Source organism: Gemmatimonadaceae bacterium, assembly GCA_020851035.1.
GTDB lineage: Bacteria > Gemmatimonadota > Gemmatimonadetes > Gemmatimonadales > Gemmatimonadaceae > JACMLX01.
The window spans coordinates 82,358-105,419 of the sequence record JADZDM010000006.1 but is presented as its reverse complement, the minus strand read 5'-3'; the positions used below and the strand labels follow the sequence as shown (position 1 = coordinate 105,419).

Below are 23,062 nucleotides of genomic sequence, written 5' to 3'. Positions count from 1 at the left end.
CCCGCCCGCCCAGCCCGTGCGTGGCACCATCCACACCGTGCACATGGTGCTGGACGACGAAGGGTTCCGCTTCGACCCCGCCTACCTGACGGTCAGCGAAGGCGACGGTGTGCGATTCATCATGATCAGCGGCGTGCCGCACAACGTCGCCTTCGACGAGGCCTTCGTGCCCCCCGCCGCGAAACCGCAGCTCCTCGCGAACCTCGCGGCCATCGGCGCGCGCGAGTTCGCGGCACCGGTGGTGGCCACGCAGGACTCGGCGTACGTCATCAGCACCAGCGGCTTGCCGCAGGGTGACTACCTCTTCTACTGCGCGCCGCACCGCAGCCTGAACATGCACGGCGTGCTCACCATCCGGTGACGCCGCACCCGCGCGGCGCTACGGCAGGATTGCGCCGTCCATCGTCAGCGCCAGGTCACAGACCACCTGCCCGTCGGGTGCCACGGCCGTCAGTCGTGCGATCCCCGCCAGCACGCCGGCCCGGCTGATCCGCCCCGACAACCGCGCCGTCACGGCGCTGCCCTGCGGCCCGCGCACAGGCGCCACGTCCGCCACCGTGGCGAACAGGCCGTCGGCCCGCACCGCGGCGTTGAAGCCCTGGCCGCCGAGGAACGCCAGCCGGAGCATCGGGGCGCCGCGCAGGTGCTGCACCAGCAGGTCGGTGCCGGGCGCGAACCGGCGCGCGACATCCTTGCACTCGCTGCGCTCGGTCCCCCACCGCTCGGTGTACCGCACGCGGTAACGTCCGCCGTGGCTCGCCGCCGCCACGTCGTCGTCGGTGCCGATCAGCGGCACGTTGTCGCCACCGAATCGCATCGTGCGGCCATCGCGGGTCACGATGCGTTCGATGTCAGACTTCGGGATCTCGAACTCCAGCCCCGTCTCGTCGTCCTTCACCGTGATGCTCAGCTCGCGCACGCTCAGCACGCGACCCTCGAACACGCGCCCGGCATTGAGCACGATGTCGTCCGAGGCCCGCTCGCGCGCGGCGGCCACCGGCACCGGCGCGCGCCCGACACGCGGCATGGAGTCGGGCCGGGGAGGGGCCGTGCGTGCGGTGTCGACAGCCGGCGGCGTGGAATCCGGTGACGCGCGCGTCGCGGCGACTGGCGGTGAGGGGGCAGGCGCCGGCGCCGGCGCGGTGCGGGCTGGCGCACGCGGCGTGGCGGCAGACGGCACCGTGCGTGAGGCGGTCGCGCCCGGCGTGTCGTCGCCACGGGACGACCCGCTGCGGATCGCCACGATCGTCAGGGCGGTGATCGCGACCAGCACCACCACGAACACCATGTTCTGCTGGCGGTACGCCTTCACCTGGGCGGGCGACGGCGCTTGCGGGGCCGCGCTCGCCGCGGGTGCGGCGGTCCACGGGCGCGGCGGCAGGTTCGCGCTGCTGCGCACCGGCCCACGTGGTGCCGGTGCCGCCGCGCGCGCGCTGGGCGCCGGTGTCGGCGTCACCATCACGGGGCCCAGTGCCCTCGCCCACGACTCGGCCACGAACCGCGCGACGCCGGGTTCCACGAAGCGCTGGGTCTGTAGGTCGCTCGCCAGGCGGGCGGTCGCCGTATCCCAGGCGGCGCGCGGCGCGGTGCGGGCCGGGAACGAGCGCAGCAAGCCGTCGTCATGTGCGCGCAGCAGCAGCTCCACCAGCGGCATCGCATCGCTGCTCGTGGCATCCAGCAGCAGGTTCCTGAACCGCCGTCGATCCCGCAGCGGCCACTCGGCAGCATCGCGCACCAGCCGCTGCAGCTCTGCCGCAAGTGCGCCCCGGACGTCGAGCAGCGCGGCCACCTAGGCCCCCCGCATCGACACGCGCCAGGTGCGGCCCGCGACGCCGTCGGCGCCGTCGGCCACGGCCAGCTCGAGCCCATCGCGGAGCTGCACCGGCGTGTTCCGGCCGATCACCCGTTCAGGATCCCCGTCCCCTCGAACGGCCTGCACCACCCGCCACTCCCGATCCGTCAGGTTCACCAGCCACCACGCCCCCTCGTGGAACGAGACGTACCCAACCGCCTCCCGCGACACCGCCTCCCGCGGACGCACCCCGGTGTCCAGGTGCCACTGGTGCAGCGTGCGGTGATGGAAGAGTGCCGTCACGATCCCGTCGTCCCGCCAGTCGCCGCCGGTCCCACGCCCGGAACGCAACTGCGGCACCACGCGGTGCACGACCTCGCCGGTCCAGGGATCCACCGTCGGACCACGCTCCGGCAGGATCAGCCAGCCTCGCCCCGTCGGCGTCGGCAGGATGCGCTCGAGCGTGCGGTACAGCGCCTCCTCCCACTCCACCGCATCGGGGCGATGCGACGGCGCGTGCAGCCCCTCCTCGAACGCGCGGCGCATGAGGGGCGCGAGGTGCGGGCCGAGGGCATCCACGCTGACGGTGATCGGCGACTCGGGGGCGTTGCGACGGTCGGTGCGATGCTCCACGAACAGCGCCTTCACCCCCATCGAGAGCTGCTCGTCCTCCTCGGCGCTGCGCGTGCTGTGCACCAGCCGGCCGCGCAGCGGGTGCCGCTGCAGCAGCAGCTCGTGGAACAGCACCGCCAGCGCATGCCGATCGGTCTCGATCGTCGGCAGTGACCGCCCCGCGACGATCTCCGGGGCCATGTACCCCGGCGTGCCGAGCACCGTCGGCGGCGCGAGCCCGGGCACGACCAGCGCGTCGATGTCGATCACGCACGCCTCACCCCCGCGCAGGTCCACCAGCACGTTGCGGTTCGAGAGGTCGCTGTGCGCGAGGCCCGCGAAGTGCAGCCGCCGCACCGCACGTGCGAGCCGCATGCACACCTGCAGCCGCGTCAGCAGCGTGCCCTTCTCGGCCTCGGGGATCAGGGCGCCCGCCTTCCGGCCCGTGAACCAGCGCACTTCCTTCTCCACGCGGTTCCCGAAGCGATCGTGCATGAAGAACACGCCGCGGTACACCGGCATCACCACGCCGAGTGACGGCTGTGCCAGCGCATGGGCGCGTGCGAAGTCCGCCGGCACCGCGGCGGCGCCGTCCACGATGCCGGTGGGCCAGCAGAACGCGCTGCGCCAGTACTCGCCGCCGGCGCCGCGGGTGGGATCGTAGCTGGACACGATGCGCTTCAGGCGCTCGACACGCTCCGCGCGATCCCGGAGCGTGCCGAAGTAGAACGCCACGACATCGCGCCCATCCATCGACAGGAACGCCACCTTCTCGGCCCCGCTCGCGAGCGGCGTGCCGCGGAGCGTGATGGTGCGGCCGTCGGTGGTCTTCACCGGCACCGACAGCGCGCGTGTCGCACTCGCACTCATTTCGTCACCGGTGGCGTCACCGGTGGCGTCACTGCCACGTCACGCCAGGCCAGCAGCAACGACCGGTCGTCGGACTCGCCCCGCTGCTCGAACCCCATCCAGGTGAGCAGGGCCGCGGCATCACCGAGCACGGCACCGGCGGGTGGTTGCCGTGCCACGCCGATGGACTCGGTGGTGCCGTGCCGCCACTGCGACACGAGCCGGTCGCCGCTCTGCTCCAGCGGGTGGAACGGATCGTCGATGCCGTCGGTGAGCAGCGCCACCAGCGCCACATCGCTGGTGCGGAGCTGCCGGAATTCCGCCGCCGCGGTCATGGCACACGGATCGGGCACGAAGCAGGTCACCTCGCCCGCCCACATCGTGTCACGTGCCCCGCCCACACGCAGCACGCGGCCATCGGCCTGCTGCACCAGCACGGCGCCATCCCCCACCTGCGACACGAGCATCGTGTCACCGACCATCGCCACCAGCAGCAGCGTGGTGCGGAACGCCGTCGGCGGCTCGGCCGCGGCCGCGGCGAGTGCATGGAGCCGCATCGCGGCGTCGTGCACCGCGTGCGCCATGGCGGTGCCGAGTCGCGACGTGGTGTCGGCGTTGTGCCCGTCGGCGGCGAACCGTGCGGCGGTGCGGTGCGTGGCGATGTCGGCAACCACGGCCGCACCGATCCGGCTGAGTGCACTCGATCCCGCGCCATCGGCCACCGCCATCACCAGCAGTCCGTCGCGCGACACGCACGCGATGGCATCGTCGCGGTGCTCGCCGCGATGTCCATGCGACTTGCCGCGCACGCTGGCGCCGAGCACGGCCCACCCGTCGACCTGGCGGTCGATGGTGCACGGCTCGGCGGCTGCCATCGTGATGAAGCGCTCGCCGAGTGCCTCGACGAGTGGTGCCGGCGCCCACTCGGCATCGGGCGCGCGCGAGCTCCACGATGCCGGTTCGATGATCGCCTCCGGCACCGGCGGTGTCGGAGCCTCGGTCTCGTCGCGCACCCGTCAGGGAATGATCGTGATGCCGGGCGGTGGCGGCGGCAGCGTGATCGCGCCGCCCTCACCCACCGAGCCGACCTTGGCGCTGGTGGTCTTCACGCTGGCGGACACGAACTTGAAGAAGGCGCGGAACGCATCGGGCGACATGTCGCGCATCTGGATGACCGTGTCCGTGGTCTCGCGCAGGGCGGCCAGGTCGGCGTGGTCTCCGCAGGCGACGGCGATGATGTTGGCGGGGCGGCGGCTGCGAAGCTGCGCCGCGTATTCCGTCCAGCCGGTGTCTGTCGGCGCGCCGTCGGAGAGGATGAAGACCAGCGGGCGCCAGTCCCCCTTCTGCTCGGGTGTGGTGCGGACGACCTCCATCTCGAAGCACTCCAGCAGCACGCGGAGCGCATCGCCGTAGTTGGTCTGGCCATTCGCCTCCATCTCCGGCGGGATGAAGCTGCTGACCTCGGTGAGCGGCACCACCTGGATGGCCACGTCGGCGAAGGTGATCACGCTCAGGTACGCGCTCTCGACCGCCTGCGGGTCGGTGAGCAGGTCGCGGTGCAACTGCCGGATCCCGGCCTTCACGCTTTCGACCGGGGTGCCACGCATGGAGCCGGAGACGTCGGCGAGGATGTAGACGGGCAGGCGGCGCAGCGACACGAACACTCCGGGAGCAGGGGCGGTCTGGGGCGACGGGACACACCCCGACGCCTTCGAAACACGGCGGGCCGGCCGTTCGTTTCGACGGCCGGCCTCTCCCTCCAACTTGCACCGCCGATCGGCCGTCCGTCATGCGAACGGGCACGCGGGCCGGGGTCCTGCGTCCTGGCGGTCCCTGGCGGCAACCCCGGCCCGTTGCGCACCCCGTGACCTCTCGCCCCGCCTCCAGGACCGGGCAAGATTTCCCGCATGACCGACCAGACTCAGCCCCCCGCCGACGGGCCTTCGCCCGAATTCTCGCAGGCCGACGCCGACACCTTCTTCGCCTACATGAGCGGGGAGGTGTCGCTGGACGATGCCGCCCGTGCGCTGGCGCACCTGCACCACGATGGCGCCCTCCACTTCGGCATCGACGGCGAGCACGACGACGATGCCTCGCCTGAGGTGCGGACGATGCTGGAGCGGGTGCGGGCCCTGGTGCAGCGGCTGGACGGCGCCATCGACGCGGGACGCGCGCCGGCGTAGGGTGCCACCGTCGCGACCGCCTGAACGCACGGTGCACGTTCGTGACAAGCCGGCGCACCCGGCGTGGACAAGTCGTGGACAGCTGTGGGAATCCGCACCCGGCGTGGCGATTCACCGGCGAAACGGCGCGCTGCGTCGCCCGGATGTATCCGTCGCGTCTCGGGCTCGTGACCGTTGGTGCACGCACGATGCTGTCGCCGCCCGTCCCTCAGCCGTACTGTCCCGCGATGTAGCTCCCGGTACGCTCGTCTCGCGGGCTGCCGAACAGCTGTGGCGTGTCGCCGACCTCGATCAGCTCGCCCATCAGCATGAAGCCGGTCCGGTGCGACACGCGCATCGCTTGCGCCATGTTGTGGGTCACGATGATGATCGTGTACTGCGCGACGAGCCGCTGCATCAACGCCTCGATGCCCGCGGTGGCGATCGGGTCGAGGGCGCTGCAGGGCTCGTCCATCAGCAGCACGTCGGGTGACGTGGCCAGCGCGCGGGCGATGCAGAGGCGCTGCTGCTGCTCGCCGGACAGGTCCAGCGCCGGCTGGTCGAGGCGCACCCCGGCCACGCCGAGCAGGCCGACGGCCTGCAGGGAGTCGTGCACGATGCCGCGCAGCACGTGGGGGCGCCGCTCACCGTGCAGCCGCGGTCCGTAGGCGACGTTCTCCTCCACCGACAGCGGGAACGGGTTCGGCCGCTGGAACACCATCCCCACGCGCCGCCGCAGCTGTTCCACGTCGAAGCCTGCCGCATGGATGTCGGTGCCGTCGAGCAGCACGCGGCCCGTGATGCGCGTGCCGTCGACGAGGTCGTTCATCCGGTTCAGGCATCGCAACAACGTGGACTTGCCGCATCCGGACGGGCCGATGAGTGCCGTGATGCGCCTGTCCGGGAAGGCGATGCTGACCTGCTTCAACCCCTGGAAGTCACCATACCAGAGGTCGAGGTCCTCGACGATGACCTTGTCGCTCACCCGAACCGGCCGGCGAGGTAGTCGCGCGTCCGGGTGTCGGACGGTGCGGAGAACAGCCGTGCGGTGGGGGCGGTCTCCACCAGGTCACCGCTGAGGATGAAACTGGTGTCGTGGGCGATGCGCTCCGCCTGATGCACGTTGTTCGTCACGAGCACCACCGTCACGCCCGGGGTCAGCCGCAGCAGCGTCTGCTCGATGCGGTACGTCGTGATCGGATCCAGCGCGGAGCACGGTTCGTCGAGCAGGATCACCCCTGGCGTGAGGGCCAGCGCCCGGGCGATGCAGAGCCGCTGCTGCTGCCCCCCGGAGAGTTGTGTCGCCATCAGGTCGAGCCGGTCCGCCACCTCCTCCCAGAGCTGCGCGGTGCGCAGGGCGCGCTCCACCATCGCGGCGAGCGCGGCCTGGTCGCGGATCCCCGCCATGCGCGGCGCGAATGCCACGTTCTCGAAGATGGTGCGGGGCAGCGGCTGTGGGGTGGCGAAGACGAACCCGATACCGCGGCGGAACGCGGCCAGCGCATCGCCACGCAGCGCCAGCACGTCGGTGCCATCGATGCGGATCGAACCCGATGCGGTGGCACCATCGCGCTCCACGCTGAGCCGGTTGAGTGTGCGCAGCAGTGACGACTTGCCGCTGCCCGCCGGCCCGATGATGCCGTGGATGGTGCCGCGCGCGATGCGCAGCGTGGTGGGCCGCAGCGCCTCCACCGCCCCGTACCGGATCGACAGGTTCCGGATGTCGATGGCCGTGTCGTCGGCCGCGTCGTCCACGGCCTGCGGCGCCGGTGTCACCGGTAGCGCCGCGTGAGCCGGTTCATGATGGCGTAGGCCCCGACATTGATCACCAGGATCGTCATCACCAGCACCGACGCGGTGCCGTACGCCATGTCGTCGCTGATCCCCTCCATGGTGAGCGTGTAGAAGTGCACGCTCATCGTGCGGGCGGAATCGAAGGGCGACCAGGGCATCTTCAGTGCCACGCCGGCGGTGAAGATCACGGCGGCCGTCTCGCTCACCGCGCGCCCGATGCCGAGCACGACACCGGTCATGACGCCTGGTGCGGCCGCCGGCAGCACCACCGTGCGGATGGACTGCCACTTCGATGCGCCCAGTGATTGGGCGACGTCGCGGTAGTGGCGCGGCACGGCCCGCAGCGCCTCCTCACTGGTCCGGATCACCGTCGGCAGGATCATCAGGCCCAGCGTCAGCCCGCCGGAAAGGATCGACCAGCCCATGCCAAGGGTCGTCACGAAGAAGGCGAAGCCAAACAGGCCGAAGATGATGCTGGGGATGCCAGCCAGCGCCTCGGTGCCCCCGCGGATCAGGCGCGTCAGCCTGCCATCGCGAGTGTATTCGGCGAGGTACACCGCCGCCGCCACGCCGAGGGGTGCCGCGACGAGCACTGCCGCCGCCGAGACATAGAGTGTGGATACCACGGTGGGCAGGATGCCGCCAAGGGCGCCGGAGTGGCGCGGGCTCGACAGCAGGAAGTCCCACGACAGCGTGCTGGCGCCGCGTCGGAGCACGAAGCCGATGATGAAGAGCAGGAGCGCGACCGTCGCCCCGGTGGCCGACCACAGCAGCGTCGTGGCGACGCGCTGTGCCGTCCGCGGTGCCAGCAGGCGCGGCAGCGTCACCGGACCGCCCCGGGTGTGCCGGTGCCTCGCGCGGCCTGGCGCACGCGTCCGGCCACGCCGTTCAGGCTCAGGCTCACGATGAACAGCACGATCCCGGTTGCGAACAGCGCCTGGGCATGTGCCCCGCTGGCATAGCTCATCTCGAGCGCGATGTTCGCCGTGAGGGTGCGCACCGGCGCGAGCATCGAACCCGGGAACTGGACGGCGTTGCCCGCCACCATGATCACGGCCATCGTCTCGCCCACGGCGCGGCCCATGCCGAGGATCACCGCGGCCACGATCCCGCTGCGGGCCGCCGGCAGCACCACGCCGGTGATCGTCTGCCACTGCGTCGCGCCCAGCGCACGCGATCCGTCGCGGTACGCCCTTGGCACCGCCTCGAGCGCATCGATGCTGATCCCGATGATCGTCGGCAGCACCATGATGCCGAGGATGATCGACGCCGCCAGTGCGGAGTACCCCGGGCCACCGAGCGAACCGCGCTCCCGGATGAAGGGGACGAGGATCTCCATGCCGATGAACCCGTAGACCACCGAGGGCACGCCGGCCAGCAGCTCGATCATCGGCTTCAGGTACTGTCGTGCCGTCCGTGGCGCCAGTTCGGCCAGCGTGATCGCCCCCGCGAGGCCAAGTGGCACCCCGATGACGAGGGCGCCCAGCGTCACGACGGCGGTGCCGGCGATCATCGGCAGGAGGCCGAAGTGGCCGCGGCTTGGCGCCCATTTCATCCCCGCGAGGAACTCCAGCGGGCCCCGATCGAGGATGACCGGCATCCCTTCACGCAGGATGAAGAGGGTGATCAGCGCGAGTGTGCTCACCGCAGACAGCGCTGCCAGCAGCAGCATGCGCTCGACCATCGCGTCGCTGAGGTGCGACGTCGCCGCCCAGTGCCGGGCCCGCGCGATCATCATCATCACTGGAGCGCCACCGGTGCGAGACCTTCGCTGCGCGCGAGCTGCTGGCCGGCGATGGACAGCACGAAGCTGATGAACTCGCGGGCGGCGCCGTCCGGCGCGCCACGGGTCAGGAACACGAACGGTCGCTGCAGCCGGTAGGTCCCGCTCGCGATCGAGGCCTCGGTCGGCAGCACGCCGTCGACTGCGAGCGCGCGCACCTGCGGATTGAGCTGGCTGAAGGTCACGTAGCCGATCGCCGCTGGATCCTGGGACACCATCTTCCGGAGCCCACCGGAGTACGCGGTCACCAGCGCCGAGGCGGCGATCTCCTGCGCCTCCCGGGCGCGGCCCATCACGAACCCCTCGAACGCATCGCGCGTCCCGGAGCCATCCTCACGCGTGATGACGGTGATCGCCGCGTCGGTGCCGCCCAGGTCGCGCCAGTTCCGGATCTGCCCCGCATACACCGCCCGCAGCTGCGCGAGGGTGAGGGTCCTCACCGGATTGCTCGCGTGCACGATGATGGCGATGCCGTCGCGCGCCACCACCGTCTGGACCAGCCCGGTGGCTTCCGCCGCGCTCAGGGTGCGTGATGCCATCCCGATGTCGGCGGTGCCGTCGTGGGCCGCCTTGATGCCGGCCGTCGAGCCACCCGCCTGCACGATGATCCGCCCGCCGCGATACTCCTCCGCCCACCGTTCGGCGAACGGCTGGATGGACGTCGAACCGGCCAGTGTCACGGCCGCGCGCTCCACGGTGTGCGCGTCGGCCTGGCGGGTGCAGGCCGTCACGCCGAACAGGAGTGCCAGGCGAATGGCAGGGTGCAACTGGGGCAGGTGACGCATGAGGTTCACTCAGGGTGGTGAACCATCACGCTACCGCGCATGTGTCACGGCGCGGTGACGGCACTGTGCGGCGATCACTGACACGGTGTGCACCGTTCGCTCCCAAACCGGAACCGCACCCGCGCACCGTGACACGATCGCGACGCGCCGGCTACGGCACCGTGATCCCCCACTTCCACCCCATGTATCGCTCCACCTGCTGCCGCTCCGTATTGCTCAGGGCACGGCTGAAGACCATCACCTCCGCGACCTGGCCGTCCAGCCGCCAGCGGTAGTCGGTGGTGGGTGCGACGTTGCCCTGGCCGATGCGCATCAGGTTGGGGTACGCCATCGCCGTCCCCGCGAGCGACGTCGTCCCCGACGTGACGCTGTTGGCACGCACGGTGTTGCTGATCACCCCGGCCGACGTCGACACCACCTGCGTCGCCACCACACCCGCGTTCGCCGTGTACGGCGCCTCCGACCAGAGCAGCGTGCCGTCATCCCGCCACTGCTCGCCCGAGACGAGTGTCGCCGTCGGGTGATCGTAGAAATGCAGGCCGACGTGATAGCCCGGGAACACCACGATTGCGCCACCCGCATTGGTGCCTGCGTCCTCCGAGCCGTTGCCTCGCGCCGCCGCCACAATCGTACGCGCCCCCGACGCAATGGCGCTCAGGCCGGTGGCCGACGACTCGAGGTAGTTCTCGCGCCCGAGCACGAACTGGAGCGTGGTCCGGCCGGTGCTCCCGAACGTGGACACCGTCGGGCGCGCCGCGGCCGTCGGCTGCGTGACGTGCCGCACGTTGCCCGTGAGGTCCTTCCAGCACCCCACGCTGTCACCCACCGCTGCCAGCGTGCCGGTGCAGCTCGATGCGCGATACAGCGAGCCGGCGTTCCCCGCGTCGTACTGCATCACGAGGTTCGCCGGCAACGTCCCGGTGCCGGTGATCGCGATGCTCTGCCCCTGGCCGGCCGTGCTGCTATACCAGGCCGTGATGACGTTGGTGCCGTAGTCCAGCACCCAGGTGCCCGCCGGCACCGAGGCGTTGCCATTGCTGTCGGTGGTGAGCGTGAGGGTCGTGCCGCCGTTGAGCCGGCCGCCGCCGGTCGTCACCTGCAACACCAGCGTCGCCCCCGAGATTCCATTGCCTGATGCGTCGGCCACCTTGAACCCCAGCCCCGATGTCGGCGAGGTGCCGGCGGGCGCGCTTTGCCCGGCGCCCTGTGTCACCGACAGCACCCCAAGCCCCCACTTTCGCATCAGCGCCATCTCGACGGCGGCGTACTCGAGGTTGTTGAGCGCCCGCGGAAACACCACGACTTCCGCGATCTGGCCACTGAGATAGCCGTCGGCTGCGTACTGGCTGCGGCCGAGCCATCTGTTCGTGGGGGTGCCGATTGCGCTTGGCGCGGGGATGGCGGCCGAGGTCGCGACGCCGGCGCCGTTGAGGCGAACTGACGCCGTGCCGGAGTGGATGATCGACAGCATCTGGCCCGTGCCGAGCGCAGCCGACGCCACCGACGAGGAGACTTCTCCGGCACCCCCACTCGTCGTCTGCGTGTACCGTTGAAATCCGCCGCAGTCCACGGTGAAGAACACATGGACGGTGGTGCTGCTGCCGAAATCGAAGAGGCGGTCACAATTCGACGACGCGGTACGCTTGTAGACGACGAAGTAGCTCACGGCGGCCAGTCCCTGAGCCGGAAAGCCGGCGAGGCTGAGATGCTCCGGTGTGGGAGTGCTGTTGATGCCACCGGTGAATACCGCGGCCGGCCGGCCGTTGAACACCGTGGCCGCATAGTGTGGGCGCGCGGAGGTGCCGGTCGGCGCCGAGGCGTGCAGCGCGTTTCCACTCTTGTCGCGCCACTGCGTGATGCGCGTGCTGCTCTCCATCGTGAAGGTGGAGGCGTCGCTGGCATCAAGCCAGAGCGTGGGCCCGCAGATCGAGTACGCCGACAGCATCGCCGGGGTCAGTGACAGCGTCGCTCCCAGGGCCGCGCCACCAACCGTGATCGTGATCGTGTGCGCACCACTGCACCCCGTACTCCTCACCACCATCACACGGCGCCCGTTCGCGTCGGTCGTACCGGCGTTCGTCACGCTCAGCCCGCCAGGCGAGCCGCTGGCGGCGACGCTCACGCCAGGGCGCGGATTGCCCGCCGTGTCGGTCACGGTCACTTCCAGCAGCGCACTGTCGCTGGCCGAGGTGAGCGTGGCCTGCGACAGCCGCACCGAGCTCACGTTCGCCGTTGCCGCACTGATCGTCAGCGGCACCGTGTCCACCAGCGCCGTGAATTCCGCCACGGCGCGGACGACCACCGACTGCGCGTGGCCTGCGCTCAGGCTCGCGGTCCACACCCCCGAACCGTTCGTGGTTCCGCTGATCGGCGACGCGGTCACGCGCAGGCCGCTGGCGGCGATCGCGACCGAGGCACCGGAGATCACGGCGCCGGCCGATGTCTTCGCCGTCACCGTCGCGGTCACGGCTGTGCCACCGGTGGTCGTGGGCGCGGAGAGCGTGAGGTGGCTCTGTGTCGCGTCCACCGCGCCGGCTGGCGCGCCGCCTGGACCGACGGGCAACGACAGCGTGGTGCTGGTACTGTCGCCAGTGTCGTCGTACGTGGTGAGCGTGACGGTGTGGGTGCCCGCCGTTCGGAACACCAGTCGTGTGACCTGGCCGCTGGTGTTGGCGATACCGTTCGAGATCACCCAGCGATACGCCGTGACCTGGCCGTCGTTGTCGTGACTGTATCGCGCATCCAGCGTCACGGTATCACCCACGGCCGGCCACCGCGGCGACACCGCGAATTGCGCCGTCGGGACGATGTTCACCCCGGATAGGTTGAGTCCGCCCGGATCGGGCGTGACGGGCGTGACCGGCGCCGCCGCATCGACGCACCCCGCCACAGCGGCCATGAGTGCCACGCGGTGCCGGCGCGTCGCGACGCGCACCAACCACCGCACCAGGCGCGCCACCCGTGTCCCGGAGGATGCAGGCCTCATGTCACGCCCCGGTGTACCGCACCGAGAGCACCACGGTGCCGGTGTAGTTGCCCGCGGCCTGCAACGCCGATGGCGTGACGGTGGCCCCAAGGCAATAGCTGGTGCGCCCGCTGCTGCCTGCCGGCGACGTGAGGTCCAGCGACTGCGCCACGCCGACCGTGGGTGTCACGGCGGAGCCGGTGCACGAGGCACCGCCGCTGCGCGACAGCCACGACCCGATGGCCAGCGTCCCGCCACCGCCGGAGCGGTCGAGGCTCGCGGGCACACTCTCGAGCGTCACCTCGATGGTGGCACCGGTGGCGCCATCCACCAGCATCCGGAAGGCGCTCACGTCGGTGGGCGCGAGCGTCTTGGGTGTGCTCACGAACACCGAGCCGAATGCCATCGGCACCGCCGTCAGCACCAGTGGCTGCCGGACGATCGCGGTCACGGTGCTCTGCGCGGTGAGGCTGTAGAAGCCGCTCGCGACATCGCTGCGCGCCACCACCGTCATGCCGCCGGTGAAGGTGCCGCTGCCGACGGTCATCGGCGGCGTGAGCGTGGCGCCGATGCGCACGGTGGCCAGGCCGTCGGTGCCCAGCGTCACCGTCTGCTCGGCGCCGGCCACCAGCGGGATCGCACTGGGGCTGGTGCCGAACTGCGTGGTCACGGTCGCGACCCAGGACGTGGGCTGCACCCACTGCGATGTGCCGCTGAGCTGGTTGGGCGTCACGACCAGCACGTAGACGGTGCTGCTCGCCGGTCCCTGCACGGTGAACACACCCGCCGAGGCCGAGGCGGGTGTGACCGTCTTCGTGACCAGTGGCGACAGCGTGCCGAAGTCCAGTGGCGTCGTCGCCGTCACGCGGATCGCCTGCGCGTCGGCGAATCCGGAGGCGGCGACCAGCGCACCGAGCCAGAGGCAGATGCGCCGCAGTCGGCGGGGCGTGACGAGAGGCGTCGGCATTGCTGCGGAAGGGGAAACGAAGGGGCGGTTGCCCGCAGCAAGTGTCGACGCATTCGAGCGCAGCCTGAACCGCCAGGCTCCGTCCACCACTGTCACGGCCCATCGCACCGGCGGACGGGATGCGCCGGCTCACTTTCCCGGTGGGGAGGCGTCGATGAGGCAGCGGGCGCCGGCGTCCAGGCCGGGCGGGAAGCGCAACCGCAGGTCCTGCCCCGACTGGAGCAGCGCGACGCAGACCGCCGCAGGCGTTTCCACGCCGTCGCGGCGCAGCTCGAACCGGTACTGGCCCGGCGCCATCGGCCCCAGCGGCGCGGTCCCGTCGGCGAAGAACCGGTGCGCGGTGGCCGGCACGACCGGCTGCTCCGGCATCGCGCTCCAGACGGTGAGGTCACCCGGCAGTGCCTCCTCGCTGATGAACGTGCCGTTCGCCGACAGCACGAAAGGCAGGCGCACCAGCGTCTCGGCGTACGGCACCAGCCTGGCCCAGGGCGATGGCCCTGACAGCACCCAGATCGAGCCGTCGGCCGCGTTCACGTAGAGCTGCTCCGACCGCACCATCATCGCGTCCAGCACCGGCAGGCCGTCCACCACGGCGGTGCCGCTGGCATCGGTCACGGCGCGCTGCGTGCCGACGAAGAGGCCGAGGTCGGGCACCCGTTCCTCGTCGGGATCGGCGAGGCCGTTCGCATCCCGGTCCAGGAACGCCTTCACCCGCACCCGCGCGCGGAGTGCGACGAGGTCGCTGGTGAATGACGGGGCGCTGCCGTCCAGCGGCGCGATCACCGAGCCGAGCACACTCGTGCTGGCCGTGAGCGGGGCGTTGCGCACGCCGGTGCTGGTGACGCTCTGCATCACGATCGCGGCGCGCGAGTGTCGCTGGAACTGCACGCGGATGGCCGGTGCCGAGCCGGGCCGCCAGTCGCTGCCCACCTGCATCATCAACCCGCCGCGCAGCGTGGAGGTGAGTCCGCTGTTGATGGTCAGCGAGCGCGCCTCCTGCGCCACCAGCGAGGCGCCGAACGTGGCGAAGCTGGCGGCAAGCCAGCGCGGCCCGCGACGGAGCTGCGGCACGGTGAGGCCGCTGGACAGGCGCGTGCGTCCGTAGCTGCCGCCCACGTCGATCGGGGTGATCACGGCGCGGTCCGCACCGAACGTGACGAGCGAGCCCGCCACCCGGCCGCCCAGCACGACACTGCCGGTCTGGCTGTTGGTGCGGGTGCCGAGCGTGTTGCGGCCGATCAGGTTGATCCAGAACTTCCCGAGGTCACCGGGCACTGGTCGCCACGTGGTGGACGCGAACGACTCGGCGCGGGTGGTGGTGGCGCGCTGCGAGAGCCAGAACGGCGCTTCGCCGCCGCCGGCGCCGAACATCTCGTGGCCGACGTCCAGGCGCAGTGCCAGCGATGGCTGCACGATCGCTCGCGTGCGTGACCAGTTTCGGCCCCCCACATCCTCGCGCAGCTGCAGCCACCCGGTGGGGGCAGCCACCACGCTGGCGTACGGCGCGACCCGCGTGCGGTGGTCGGCGGCGCTGGCTGAGTCGCGTGCGCGCAGCAGGCTCACGCCACTGCGCAGCGTCACGCGCGAGGTCGCCCCCCAGCGCAGGTCGACGTTGCCGAGGTCACCGCAGGAGAGCAGGGCGCAGGTGAACGCATCCTGCTTGCTCCGCTGCGCCGTCACCCCGTATTCGACCTTGCCGGCGGCCAGGTGGTCACCCTCGAACGACCGCAGCACGGAGCGGCGCGTCACGCCTTGCGGGCCGTACGCCGCGATGTCGAGCAGGTTCTGGCCGAAGCCGACCGGCACATTGGAGGTCCACTGCCCGTTGGCATCGGCGGTCACCACACCCAGGAGCCGCCCGCCGGACTGGATCTCGATCTCGTCGCCGGGCGCACTCATCCCCGAGATCGGGAGCGAGCCGAGGCCCATGGCGCGCGAGAAGGGGGCATTGGTGAGCGAGATGCCGTTGCCCGGCAGCGGCGCGATGCCGGTGGCCGCGCCCCAGCCCACCCGGGCCTGCGTGAGGAAGCGGCTCAGCGGGTTCCCGCCCAGCCAGGTCACGTCGGGCACTGGTTGCTTCTGGCCACGGGCCGCGAGGGCGGTGGTGACGGAGAGGCCGCCGCCGAGCAGCGTCGCGCCGAAGGTGCCCTGCCCGGAGACCGCCCCGGTGCGGTTGTCGTGGCTGAGCGCGTAGGTCAGTGAGGCGCTGCGTGGAAGCAGTCCGCTGCTCGACACCCGGGCGCTGGCGGCCGGTCGGAGTCCGACGCCGTACTCGGCGTCGGACGGGCTGGCCGGCTGGCGCTGTGCCCGGCGCACGGCGGCCGCGTACCGGGGGATCTCGGCACGCGGCGAGGTGATGATCACGCTCTGGCTGCGCGGGTCGAAGGCCATCTCGAGCGACGTCATCGCACGGAGGGCATCGATGCTGGCATACCACTGGCCATCGCGCCGCACGAGGTCACCCGGCCGGAGGTGCAGCGGTTGGCTGCCACCCTGGCGGGTGCGTTGGCCCCGCCCGGACGAGGCGGAGACGGAGGCGGAGACCGGGTCGGCGGTGCGCAGTGCGAGGCTCACGCGGTCGCCCTCGTCGGTGGCGGTGGCGCCGATCTGGCTCGCGAACTCGAAGAGCGGGAGCATAGGGCCGGCGTCGGTCACCAGGGTCGTGATCGGTGCCAGCTCGTCGTCGCCGGCGGACAGGATGACGAACCCCTGGGGTGCGTCCGCGTTCGGCGTGGGAATGACCGGCACCGGTATGGCGCCGTCGACCGGTGCGGAGACGGCTGGATGCGACACGGGATCCGAAGCTCCTGTCGCGCTTCTGCTTTGTTCAGGGCGCGTTGATGTCGCGTCAGAGTGCAGGCTTACGATCGACCTCGGGCGCCGGCGTGCCTGACCGTCGGCGGAATGGCTTGCCGGATCGGCGCTGGTTCGTGGTCCGGGAGGCACCGCACTCGGCAGATCCACCGAACTCGGCAGAACCGCCGCTGGCGCACCCTGCTTCGCATCCGTGTGTTGCCGGCCCGGAGCGTCGCTGCGCGGCATGCGCGAGCCCGCCACCCGCGCGCCCCCGGTCTCCGGCGGCGATGGTGCCCACGACTGCGACCACGACACCCCGAGCACCAGCGCCAGGATCACCAGGCACAGCACCAACAGGGTGACGCGTCCGCTTCTCGCTCGGGTGCGAAACCAGGGAAACATCAGGACGCCGGGGGCGGGGCGATCGCTACGGCGACCGGATCGCGACCGACTGCGACACAGGAAGCACCGGCAGCGGGAGGCCCGCCGGGAGATCGGGTCGCTGGCTGGTGGCGGTGACCCGCACGGTCGTGGCGCGTGCCCACTGTGCCGGCGTGAGCGCCAAGGCATACCGCGGCGACAGCGTGTGGTAGACCGCCGCCTGCCGCATCGAGCGCGCGAGCACCTCGCCCGCCCCGTCGGTGATCACCGTCTCGACCGCCAGCAGCGCTGCGGCACTGCCCGAGCGCGTGAACGTCGGCTGCACGATCAGGCTGTCGTCCAGCCGGCGCGGCGCCAGCGTGGCCATGCGCACGCCGGTCGCCACCCGCGCATGGCGATAGAACACCGGCAGCACCGTCTTCACCTGGATCCCGACACCCACCGCGATGCCACGGCCCTCGGCCCCGCCGGTGTTCGAGGGCGGAATCGCCCGGATGCCGATGCGCGCCCAGTACTCCCCCTCGGCCAGCGTCGCCGGCGGGAATGCGGCGACCCGCACGAGCTGCACTGCGCCCGGCACCAGGATGAAGCGCGCAGGGGTCACCCGCAGCAGCGGCACCGCGGAGTTCGGTGCCGCGACCGAGTCATCCGGGAGCGTGACGATCGCCTGGCCGGCGCTGTCGGTCGTGACGTAGCCGTAGCGCAGGTCGATCACCACCTCGATCGGCGTCGAGTACGGGTTGAGCACATGCAGCGTGCCGATCCGCGACTGGCTCGTGAGCAGCAGGGCCTGTGGCGACACGCTTGCAGCCTGCGCCGCCGCCGCGTCCGCGATGCCAAGCATCGCCATCACGAGCAGCGTCACGCGACACAATCGGAGACCGCCGGGGACACTCATCACTTCACCAGTCGCAATCAGTCGTGGTTGGGGTAAACGCCTGTTCTGGGGGCCAGTGTCGGCCGGTGGGGCCCGGCACTCAAGCGACCATCATGTCGGGCGATTTCCGGGGAATGCTTCAGCACGCTCCGGTTCGTTCCGAGACTGGGAGGTGTTAGCGCGCCTTCACATGACTTGCGGACGTTCAGGTATCCAGGCCCATGGCTCCCTTCTCTCACTCTCTTCGCACGCTCCTGCGCGCCGTGGCCGTCATGCTGCTGCTGCCGGCCGTGTGGAGTGTGCGGGTGCACGCGCAGGTGTCCGGCACGGTGAACGTCACGGCGCGCGTGAACGGGTCACTCAGTGTCACGACGCAGGATGACCTGGCATTCGGCACGTTCACGGCGCCGTTCGCCGCGCGGCGCGTGTCGTTCACGGACAACGGCCCGCTCGGCCGCCGCGGACGCTTCACGATCCGCGGCGAGGGCGACACGGAGCTCATGATGGAGCTCACCGTGCCCGACGCGATGCGCGGCGGCAGCGGCGTGCTCCCGCTCGCCGACTGGGGCATGCGGATGAACACGGTCGACGCCGACAACGGCGGCAGTGACGTCGCACTCTTCCCCGGCGTGAACCGCGCCTCGATGCGCATGCCCGGGGCGGCTGGCGTGGCAAGCATGCTCTACTTCCGCGTGCGGGCCACGGCCCTGCCCAACGGAACGCAGGCCCCCGGGGCGTATGCCGCCACGGTGCAGATCTCGCTCAACTACGTCGGCGCCTGACATGCCGACACCACTTTCCCATTCCGGAGACCGGCACGTGAACCTTCCCACACTCGTGCGCCGCGTCCTGACTGCGGCGATCCTCCCACTGTTCGCCGTCGTGACACAGGCGCAGGCGCAGGCCTCGCCGACGGTCAACACCAATGCGCAGATCACCGCCCGCGTCTTCGCCCCGCTCTCGGTCACGAAGAACGAGGACCTGCGCTTCGGCAACCTCTTCGCGCCCTACGCCGCCAAGGCCGTGGCCTTCACCGACAACACCGCCGCTGCCGGCCGCGCGCGACTCACCGTCGCCGGCGAGGGTGGTGCGGAGCTGAGCCTGGTGGTCAACGTGCCATCGGTGATCACGCGCGTCAGCGGCACGGAGACGCTGCCGGTCGGTTCGTTCTCGCTGCGACGGAGCACGACCGATGTCGACGGCACGGGGACCGACGCCGTGCTCGCCACCGGTGACAACACGTACACGGTGACGCTGTCCGGCTCCGCCGGCGGCAGCGGCAACCTCTACCTGCGCGTGATCGGCACCGCCACGCCGGGCGCCTCGCAGGCCACGGGCTCGTACCTCGGACAGATCTCGGTCACGGTGAACTACACCGGCGCCTGAACGGGCACGGTGGGCGTGACTGCGGCTCCGCACACGCGGAGTGCAGGGCACACGGCAGTCGCAGGGGGCAGGGAACTCCCGATCACCCGTCGGGATTCCTGCCCCCTGCGCGCGCAGCCTACCGCTCCAGCCTGAACCCGGGATCCACCGCCGGCCGCTTCGGAGCGTTCGCGACGTACCAGCCCGTCAGGTACATCCACTGCGTCATGCGCAGCAGCTTCGGATAGTCGATCCGCTCCGGGATGTCGCCGGCGGTGTGATAGTCGTCATGCAGGTTGGTGGTGTACATCAGCGCCGGTACGCCCAGCCGCGCGTACGGCGCGTGGTCGCTGCGGAAGTACCAGCCCTCGGGGTGCGTGGGGCGATCCCAGAGCGTGTCGATCACGAACTTGCCGGTGCGCGCATTCGCCGCCAGCGCCCACTGCACGAGGTCGGCCGAGCCGCGGTGTGGCGGCTGCGCGCCGAGGAGCGCCGCGGTGTCGGGATTGTTGCGGCCGATCATGTCGCCGTTGAGCACGGCCACGACCTGCGCCAGCGGCACCACCGGGTGCGCCGAGTGGTAGCGCGAACCCAGCAGGCCGCGCTCCTCGGCACCGTGGTGCACGAAGAGCACGCTCCGCCGCGGTCGCTGCGCGACCAGCGCGCGGGCGGCGCCGAACTGCGCCACGCTCACGCTGGCATTGTCATCGGCGCCGGCCAGCACGGAGTCGCCGGCCGCCAGGTTGCGCGTGCCGTTGGCATCCTGGTGCGAGCTGTAGAGCACCCACTCGTTGCGCAGCGTGGCATCCGCGCCGCGCAGGCCGCCGATGACATTCACGCTCGGCACGTCGAAGCGGTCCAGGCGCACCGAGAGCTGCACCGCCGGCTGCTCGCGCAGCGTGCTGCAGAGGGCAGCGCGCACGAGGAACGCCGGTGTGGGACCGGCACCCGCCACCGGCAGCGGCGCCACCCGGTCGGACTGGCCGTACGCCCGCGGGGTGCCGCGGTCCACGTCGTAGGAGCCGCGTTCACGCTGCACCGCCACGGCATCGAACGCCGCGTCCACCGAGTCACTGGCCACCACCAGCACCGCCAGGGCCCCGCGCCGCGTCAGCGTGCGCAGCGTGTAGGCGGTCGCCGCCTCGGAGTAGCGCACACGCGTGGGATAGCTGGTGCTGCGCACCGCCGCCGCTGGCGGCACCTGCACCGGCGTCGCGACGATGCGACCGCGCACGTCGACCGTCGTGTCGAGGGGATTGGCCAGCCACAGCACCGCGCCGGATGCCTCGACCGGGAAGCCGGTGAGTGGCACGATGTCGCGGTACACCTGCAGCGGCCGCCCCGCCACGCTCGCCGTGCTGCCGCTGGCCGAGACGCGCGTGCGCGTGATGTTGAACCACTGGAACCAGGTGCCGTCATCGCCCATCGGTACGAGGCCGATCCTCGCATACTGCTCGGCCACCCAGATCGACGCCTTCAGCTCGTCGATCGAGCCGCCCTCGCGCCCGCGCATGGCCGGGGAGGCCATCGCGAACAGGTCGCGACGCAGGTCGGACTCACGGATGGCCGCCCAGGCGCGTGGGCCCGGCGCGCCAACGCCGGTGGGCGGTGCGTTCGTCGGTTGCGCCGGCAGCGCCGCAGCGCCCAGCAGGAACAGCGTGGCGAGGATCGGCACGCGGCGGGACGGCAGGCAGGCGGTCGGCATGCACTGCAATAAAGGACGTGTGATGCCCTGCGCCAGAGCGTGCTCCCCACCGGCTCAGAGATGTGGCTTCCACAGCGCCATCGTCGCGCCGAAGATCCCGGCCGCGGTGGCGAGCGTCAGCACGAACACCGCCACCGCCAGCGCCTGCCGCGCGGCCGCGCTGCCGGCCTCCTGGACGCGCAGGTACAGCTGCAGCAGCGCGAGCGGCACGACGAACTGCGTGAAGCTGAGCACGTCCAGGAACGGGCCGCGGAACCGGTCAGCGTCGAATCCCACCGGGCGTTGCCAGGCGAGCAGCCAGAGCAGCAGCCCGATCCGGAAGAACCACACGCCGTTCGCGGCCAGGAAGGTCCGCAGCGCCCACCGCCGGTGCGCCGCGAAGTCCCGGGCGCGCGCCGTTCGCAGTGCCATGCTGCCGCAGGCGAGGATGACCAGCGCGTTGGCACTCACGCCCAGATGGTTGCCGAGCCCACCCACGCCACCACGCACCCACACGAGGTGGAGCCCGCCCACACTCAGGATCAGGGCCGAGAGCAGGTACAGCCGGCCGCTCACCCGATGCAGGCGTGGCATGCGACGACGCACCACCGGGGCAAGCTGGAGAAAACCGCACCCGATCATCACCACGGCGAAGAGCAGGTGTGCAAGCTGGATCGCGTTGCCCGTCAGGTCGCCGGGCACATAACCGTGCGGCATCACGGTGTTGAGCGTCGTCGCCAGCGTGCCGGACAGTGCACCGCGACCGTAGAAGCCCGCGATGTAGACGGCGAAGATGAGCTGCCCGGTCAGCGCGACGACTGTCCAGAGCGTGACCGAGGCGCGCAGCACGCGCGCCGCCCGCATGGCGCGGATATCGGGGTCGGTCCGGATATCGGGGTCGGTCCGGATGGCGGTGGAGGCGGGCATGGCTGGCTCACTGGCGGGGATTCGGGCGGCGCGACGCACCGAGTACCCAGTATCGGCGGGCCCGACCGCGCCGCCCATGACCGCCGGAGCCAATCGCATGACCCTGCGGGCCAGCCGCGGAGCGCCGGTGAATCCGGATGGGCGGCACGCCCGTTGTGGAGGGAGACAGCTGTCCACTTCGTAACCAGGAGCAGGCCATGATCGCCCTCGCCGAACCGCGGGTCGCACGCGCCATTCCGAGCCAGGCCAGCCCTGGCACGACGGTCTCGGCAGGGTACGCGGGCGGGGTGGTGGACTTTGCCGTCACGCGCGGAGTGCAGCGGCTCCAGCTGCTCCGCTCAGCCGGCATCGACGACGCCACCTTGGCCGACGCGGACGCGCGGATTCCTCTGGCCGACTACCTGCGGCTGGTGCGCGGTGCAGCGGCCCTGACGGGTGACGCGGCCTTTGCGCTGCACTGGGGCGAGGCGGTGGCGTGTGCACAGGTCGCGGCCGCCGGTGTGATCGGCAGCGCCACCGGCACCATCCGCGACGCCTTCGCCATGCTCAATCGCTACGCCCGCCTCACGCTCGACTTCGGGCAGGCGCCTGGCGAGGATCGGTATGTGCTGCAGGCGTCGCCGGCGGGGACCTGGATGTGCGATACCCGTCCCGGGTCGGAGATGTCACCGGAAGTGACGGAGGCGACGTTCGCGCGGTTCGTGACGGGGATCCGCCAGCGCACCGATGCGCCGGTGGTGCGCGCGGTGCGTCTCAGGCATCCGGCGCCTGCACATCGCGCGGCATACGCGGCGGTGTTCCGGGTGCCGGTGCGGTTCGGTGCCGACCGCAATGCCATCCTCTTCGATCCCGCCTGGTTCGACCAGCCCGTGGAGCCGACGGCGCGATACGCCTTTCGGGTGCTGACCGCCCACGCCGACGCGCAGCTCGCGACGCTGGAGCGGAGCCGGAGCTGTCGTGGCATGGTCGAGGCGCTCGTCGGCCCGCGACTCTCCGCAGGGGTGCCGGCAATGGCCCACGTCGCCGCCAGTCTCGCGATGAGTCGGCAGACGCTCTACCGACGCCTGCAGGCCGAGGGCACGACCTTCGCCCGGGTGGTGGATGCGCTCCGCGAGGCAGCGGCCGTGGCGTATCTCGGGCAGCCCGGCACCACCGTGCAGCAGGCGGCGGCGCTGGTCGGGTTCTCCGAGCCCGCCGCCTTCTCGCGCGCGTTCAAGCGGTGGACGGGCGCGACCCCGCTGTCGTGGCGCGGCGGGCGCGCGGGCCAGGAAGGGCGCCGGCCAGCAGGCTGACCGCCCGCGCGGCCGCGTGACACGGCCGATG

20 protein-coding genes are annotated in these 23,062 nt (G+C 71.3%); 5 read left to right on the top strand and 15 right to left on the bottom strand.

Translation table 11 applies throughout. From position 1 onward, the window contains the following. Positions 1-16: 16 nt before the first annotated feature. Positions 17-361: a hypothetical protein gene (locus IT355_06725; GenBank protein ID MCC7052946.1), complete on the top strand. Its 345-nt coding sequence runs from the start codon at positions 17-19 to the stop codon at positions 359-361. A gap of 18 nt (positions 362-379) precedes the next feature. Here the strand turns inward: IT355_06725 and IT355_06720 are convergent, their stop codons facing one another. Genes IT355_06720 through IT355_06705 form a run of 4 tightly spaced genes read right to left on the bottom strand, consistent with a single transcriptional unit; the run spans position 380 to position 4,911 of the window. Next, positions 380-1,789, bottom strand: a complete 1,410-nt coding sequence (locus IT355_06720) for a hypothetical protein (protein MCC7052945.1) — start codon at positions 1,787-1,789, stop codon at positions 380-382. Further along, the gene (locus IT355_06715; protein MCC7052944.1) at positions 1,790-3,274 is read right to left on the bottom strand and encodes a hypothetical protein; all 1,485 of its coding nucleotides are present in this window, start codon (positions 3,272-3,274) and stop codon (positions 1,790-1,792) included. After that, entirely contained in the window at positions 3,271-4,266 is a 996-nt protein-coding gene (locus IT355_06710; GenBank protein MCC7052943.1) for a protein phosphatase 2C domain-containing protein, read from the bottom strand. Before IT355_06710 ends, IT355_06715 begins: the two co-directional genes overlap by 4 nt. A gap of 3 nt (positions 4,267-4,269) precedes the next feature. Continuing rightward, positions 4,270-4,911, bottom strand: coding sequence for a VWA domain-containing protein (locus IT355_06705; protein MCC7052942.1), 642 nt, complete (start codon positions 4,909-4,911; stop codon positions 4,270-4,272). Positions 4,912-5,160: 249 nt separating this feature from the next. On the opposite strand from IT355_06705, the gene IT355_06700 reads away from it, so the two are divergent. Beyond that, a complete protein-coding gene (locus IT355_06700; protein MCC7052941.1) occupies positions 5,161-5,436 on the top strand; it encodes a hypothetical protein in 276 nt (91 codons plus the stop codon). A 208-nt stretch (positions 5,437-5,644) separates the two neighbouring features. Here the strand turns inward: IT355_06700 and pstB are convergent, their stop codons facing one another. The 9 genes from pstB to IT355_06655 form a co-directional block, all read right to left on the bottom strand. Next, complete coding sequence (gene pstB, locus IT355_06695) at positions 5,645-6,400, bottom strand: phosphate ABC transporter ATP-binding protein (protein ID MCC7052940.1); 756 nt, start codon at positions 6,398-6,400, stop codon at positions 5,645-5,647. Beyond that, positions 6,397-7,191 (bottom strand): ATP-binding cassette domain-containing protein, encoded by a 795-nt coding sequence (locus IT355_06690; GenBank protein ID MCC7052939.1) that lies wholly within the window; start codon positions 7,189-7,191, stop codon positions 6,397-6,399. The genes pstB and IT355_06690 overlap by 4 nt, the downstream gene beginning before the upstream one ends. Then, complete coding sequence (gene pstA / locus IT355_06685) at positions 7,188-8,036, bottom strand: phosphate ABC transporter permease PstA (GenBank protein ID MCC7052938.1); 849 nt, start codon at positions 8,034-8,036, stop codon at positions 7,188-7,190. The genes IT355_06690 and pstA overlap by 4 nt, the downstream gene beginning before the upstream one ends. Beyond that, a complete protein-coding gene (gene pstC / locus IT355_06680; protein ID MCC7052937.1) occupies positions 8,033-8,950 on the bottom strand; it encodes a phosphate ABC transporter permease subunit PstC in 918 nt (305 codons plus the stop codon). The genes pstA and pstC overlap by 4 nt, the downstream gene beginning before the upstream one ends. After that, complete coding sequence (locus IT355_06675) at positions 8,950-9,777, bottom strand: phosphate ABC transporter substrate-binding protein (GenBank protein ID MCC7052936.1); 828 nt, start codon at positions 9,775-9,777, stop codon at positions 8,950-8,952. Before IT355_06675 ends, pstC begins: the two co-directional genes overlap by 1 nt. A gap of 151 nt (positions 9,778-9,928) precedes the next feature. Beyond that, positions 9,929-12,763: a hypothetical protein gene (locus IT355_06670; GenBank protein MCC7052935.1), complete on the bottom strand. Its 2,835-nt coding sequence runs from the start codon at positions 12,761-12,763 to the stop codon at positions 9,929-9,931. A gap of 1 nt (position 12,764) precedes the next feature. Next, a complete protein-coding gene (locus IT355_06665; protein ID MCC7052934.1) occupies positions 12,765-13,709 on the bottom strand; it encodes a hypothetical protein in 945 nt (314 codons plus the stop codon). A 129-nt stretch (positions 13,710-13,838) separates the two neighbouring features. After that, a complete protein-coding gene (locus IT355_06660) occupies positions 13,839-16,502 on the bottom strand; it encodes a hypothetical protein (protein MCC7052933.1) in 2,664 nt (887 codons plus the stop codon). 430 nt (positions 16,503-16,932) lie between these two features. Then, the gene (locus IT355_06655; GenBank protein MCC7052932.1) at positions 16,933-17,751 is read right to left on the bottom strand and encodes a fimbria/pilus periplasmic chaperone; all 819 of its coding nucleotides are present in this window, start codon (positions 17,749-17,751) and stop codon (positions 16,933-16,935) included. Positions 17,752-17,984: 233 nt separating this feature from the next. On the opposite strand from IT355_06655, the gene IT355_06650 reads away from it, so the two are divergent. Next, the gene (locus tag IT355_06650; GenBank protein ID MCC7052931.1) at positions 17,985-18,545 is read left to right on the top strand and encodes a DUF4402 domain-containing protein; all 561 of its coding nucleotides are present in this window, start codon (positions 17,985-17,987) and stop codon (positions 18,543-18,545) included. 37 nt (positions 18,546-18,582) lie between these two features. Further along, entirely contained in the window at positions 18,583-19,149 is a 567-nt protein-coding gene (locus tag IT355_06645) for a DUF4402 domain-containing protein (GenBank protein MCC7052930.1), read from the top strand. 118 nt (positions 19,150-19,267) lie between these two features. On the opposite strand, the gene IT355_06640 is transcribed toward IT355_06645, so the two are convergent. Both IT355_06640 and IT355_06635 read right to left on the bottom strand, forming a co-directional pair. Further along, entirely contained in the window at positions 19,268-20,833 is a 1,566-nt protein-coding gene (locus tag IT355_06640; protein ID MCC7052929.1) for a M28 family peptidase, read from the bottom strand. A 54-nt stretch (positions 20,834-20,887) separates the two neighbouring features. After that, positions 20,888-21,739 carry a DUF2306 domain-containing protein gene (locus IT355_06635; protein ID MCC7052928.1) on the bottom strand — a complete coding sequence of 284 codons (852 nt, stop codon included), beginning with the start codon at positions 21,737-21,739 and terminating at the stop codon, positions 20,888-20,890. A 197-nt stretch (positions 21,740-21,936) separates the two neighbouring features. Between IT355_06635 and IT355_06630 the strand changes: the two genes are divergently transcribed. Further along, positions 21,937-23,031, top strand: a complete 1,095-nt coding sequence (locus tag IT355_06630; protein ID MCC7052927.1) for an AraC family transcriptional regulator ligand-binding domain-containing protein — start codon at positions 21,937-21,939, stop codon at positions 23,029-23,031. The last annotated feature ends 31 nt before the right edge of the window (positions 23,032-23,062 follow it).

Excerpts from the sequence above, each read along its gene's own strand:
- IT355_06715 (MCC7052944.1), bottom strand. The coding sequence starts at position 3,274 with ATGAGTGCGAGTGCGACACGCGCGCTGTCGGTGCCGGTGAAGACCACC.
- IT355_06700 (MCC7052941.1), top strand. The coding sequence starts at position 5,161 with ATGACCGACCAGACTCAGCCCCCCGCCGACGGGCCTTCGCCCGAATTC.
- pstC (MCC7052937.1), bottom strand. The coding sequence starts at position 8,950 with ATGATGATGATCGCGCGGGCCCGGCACTGGGCGGCGACGTCGCACCTC.
- IT355_06675 (MCC7052936.1), bottom strand. The coding sequence starts at position 9,777 with ATGCGTCACCTGCCCCAGTTGCACCCTGCCATTCGCCTGGCACTCCTG.
- IT355_06670 (MCC7052935.1), bottom strand. The coding sequence starts at position 12,763 with ATGAGGCCTGCATCCTCCGGGACACGGGTGGCGCGCCTGGTGCGGTGG.
- IT355_06665 (MCC7052934.1), bottom strand. The coding sequence starts at position 13,709 with ATGCCGACGCCTCTCGTCACGCCCCGCCGACTGCGGCGCATCTGCCTC.
- IT355_06650 (MCC7052931.1), top strand. The coding sequence starts at position 17,985 with ATGGCTCCCTTCTCTCACTCTCTTCGCACGCTCCTGCGCGCCGTGGCC.
- IT355_06640 (MCC7052929.1), bottom strand. The coding sequence starts at position 20,833 with ATGCCGACCGCCTGCCTGCCGTCCCGCCGCGTGCCGATCCTCGCCACG.
- IT355_06635 (MCC7052928.1), bottom strand. The coding sequence starts at position 21,739 with ATGCCCGCCTCCACCGCCATCCGGACCGACCCCGATATCCGGACCGAC.
- IT355_06630 (MCC7052927.1), top strand. The coding sequence starts at position 21,937 with ATGATCGCCCTCGCCGAACCGCGGGTCGCACGCGCCATTCCGAGCCAG.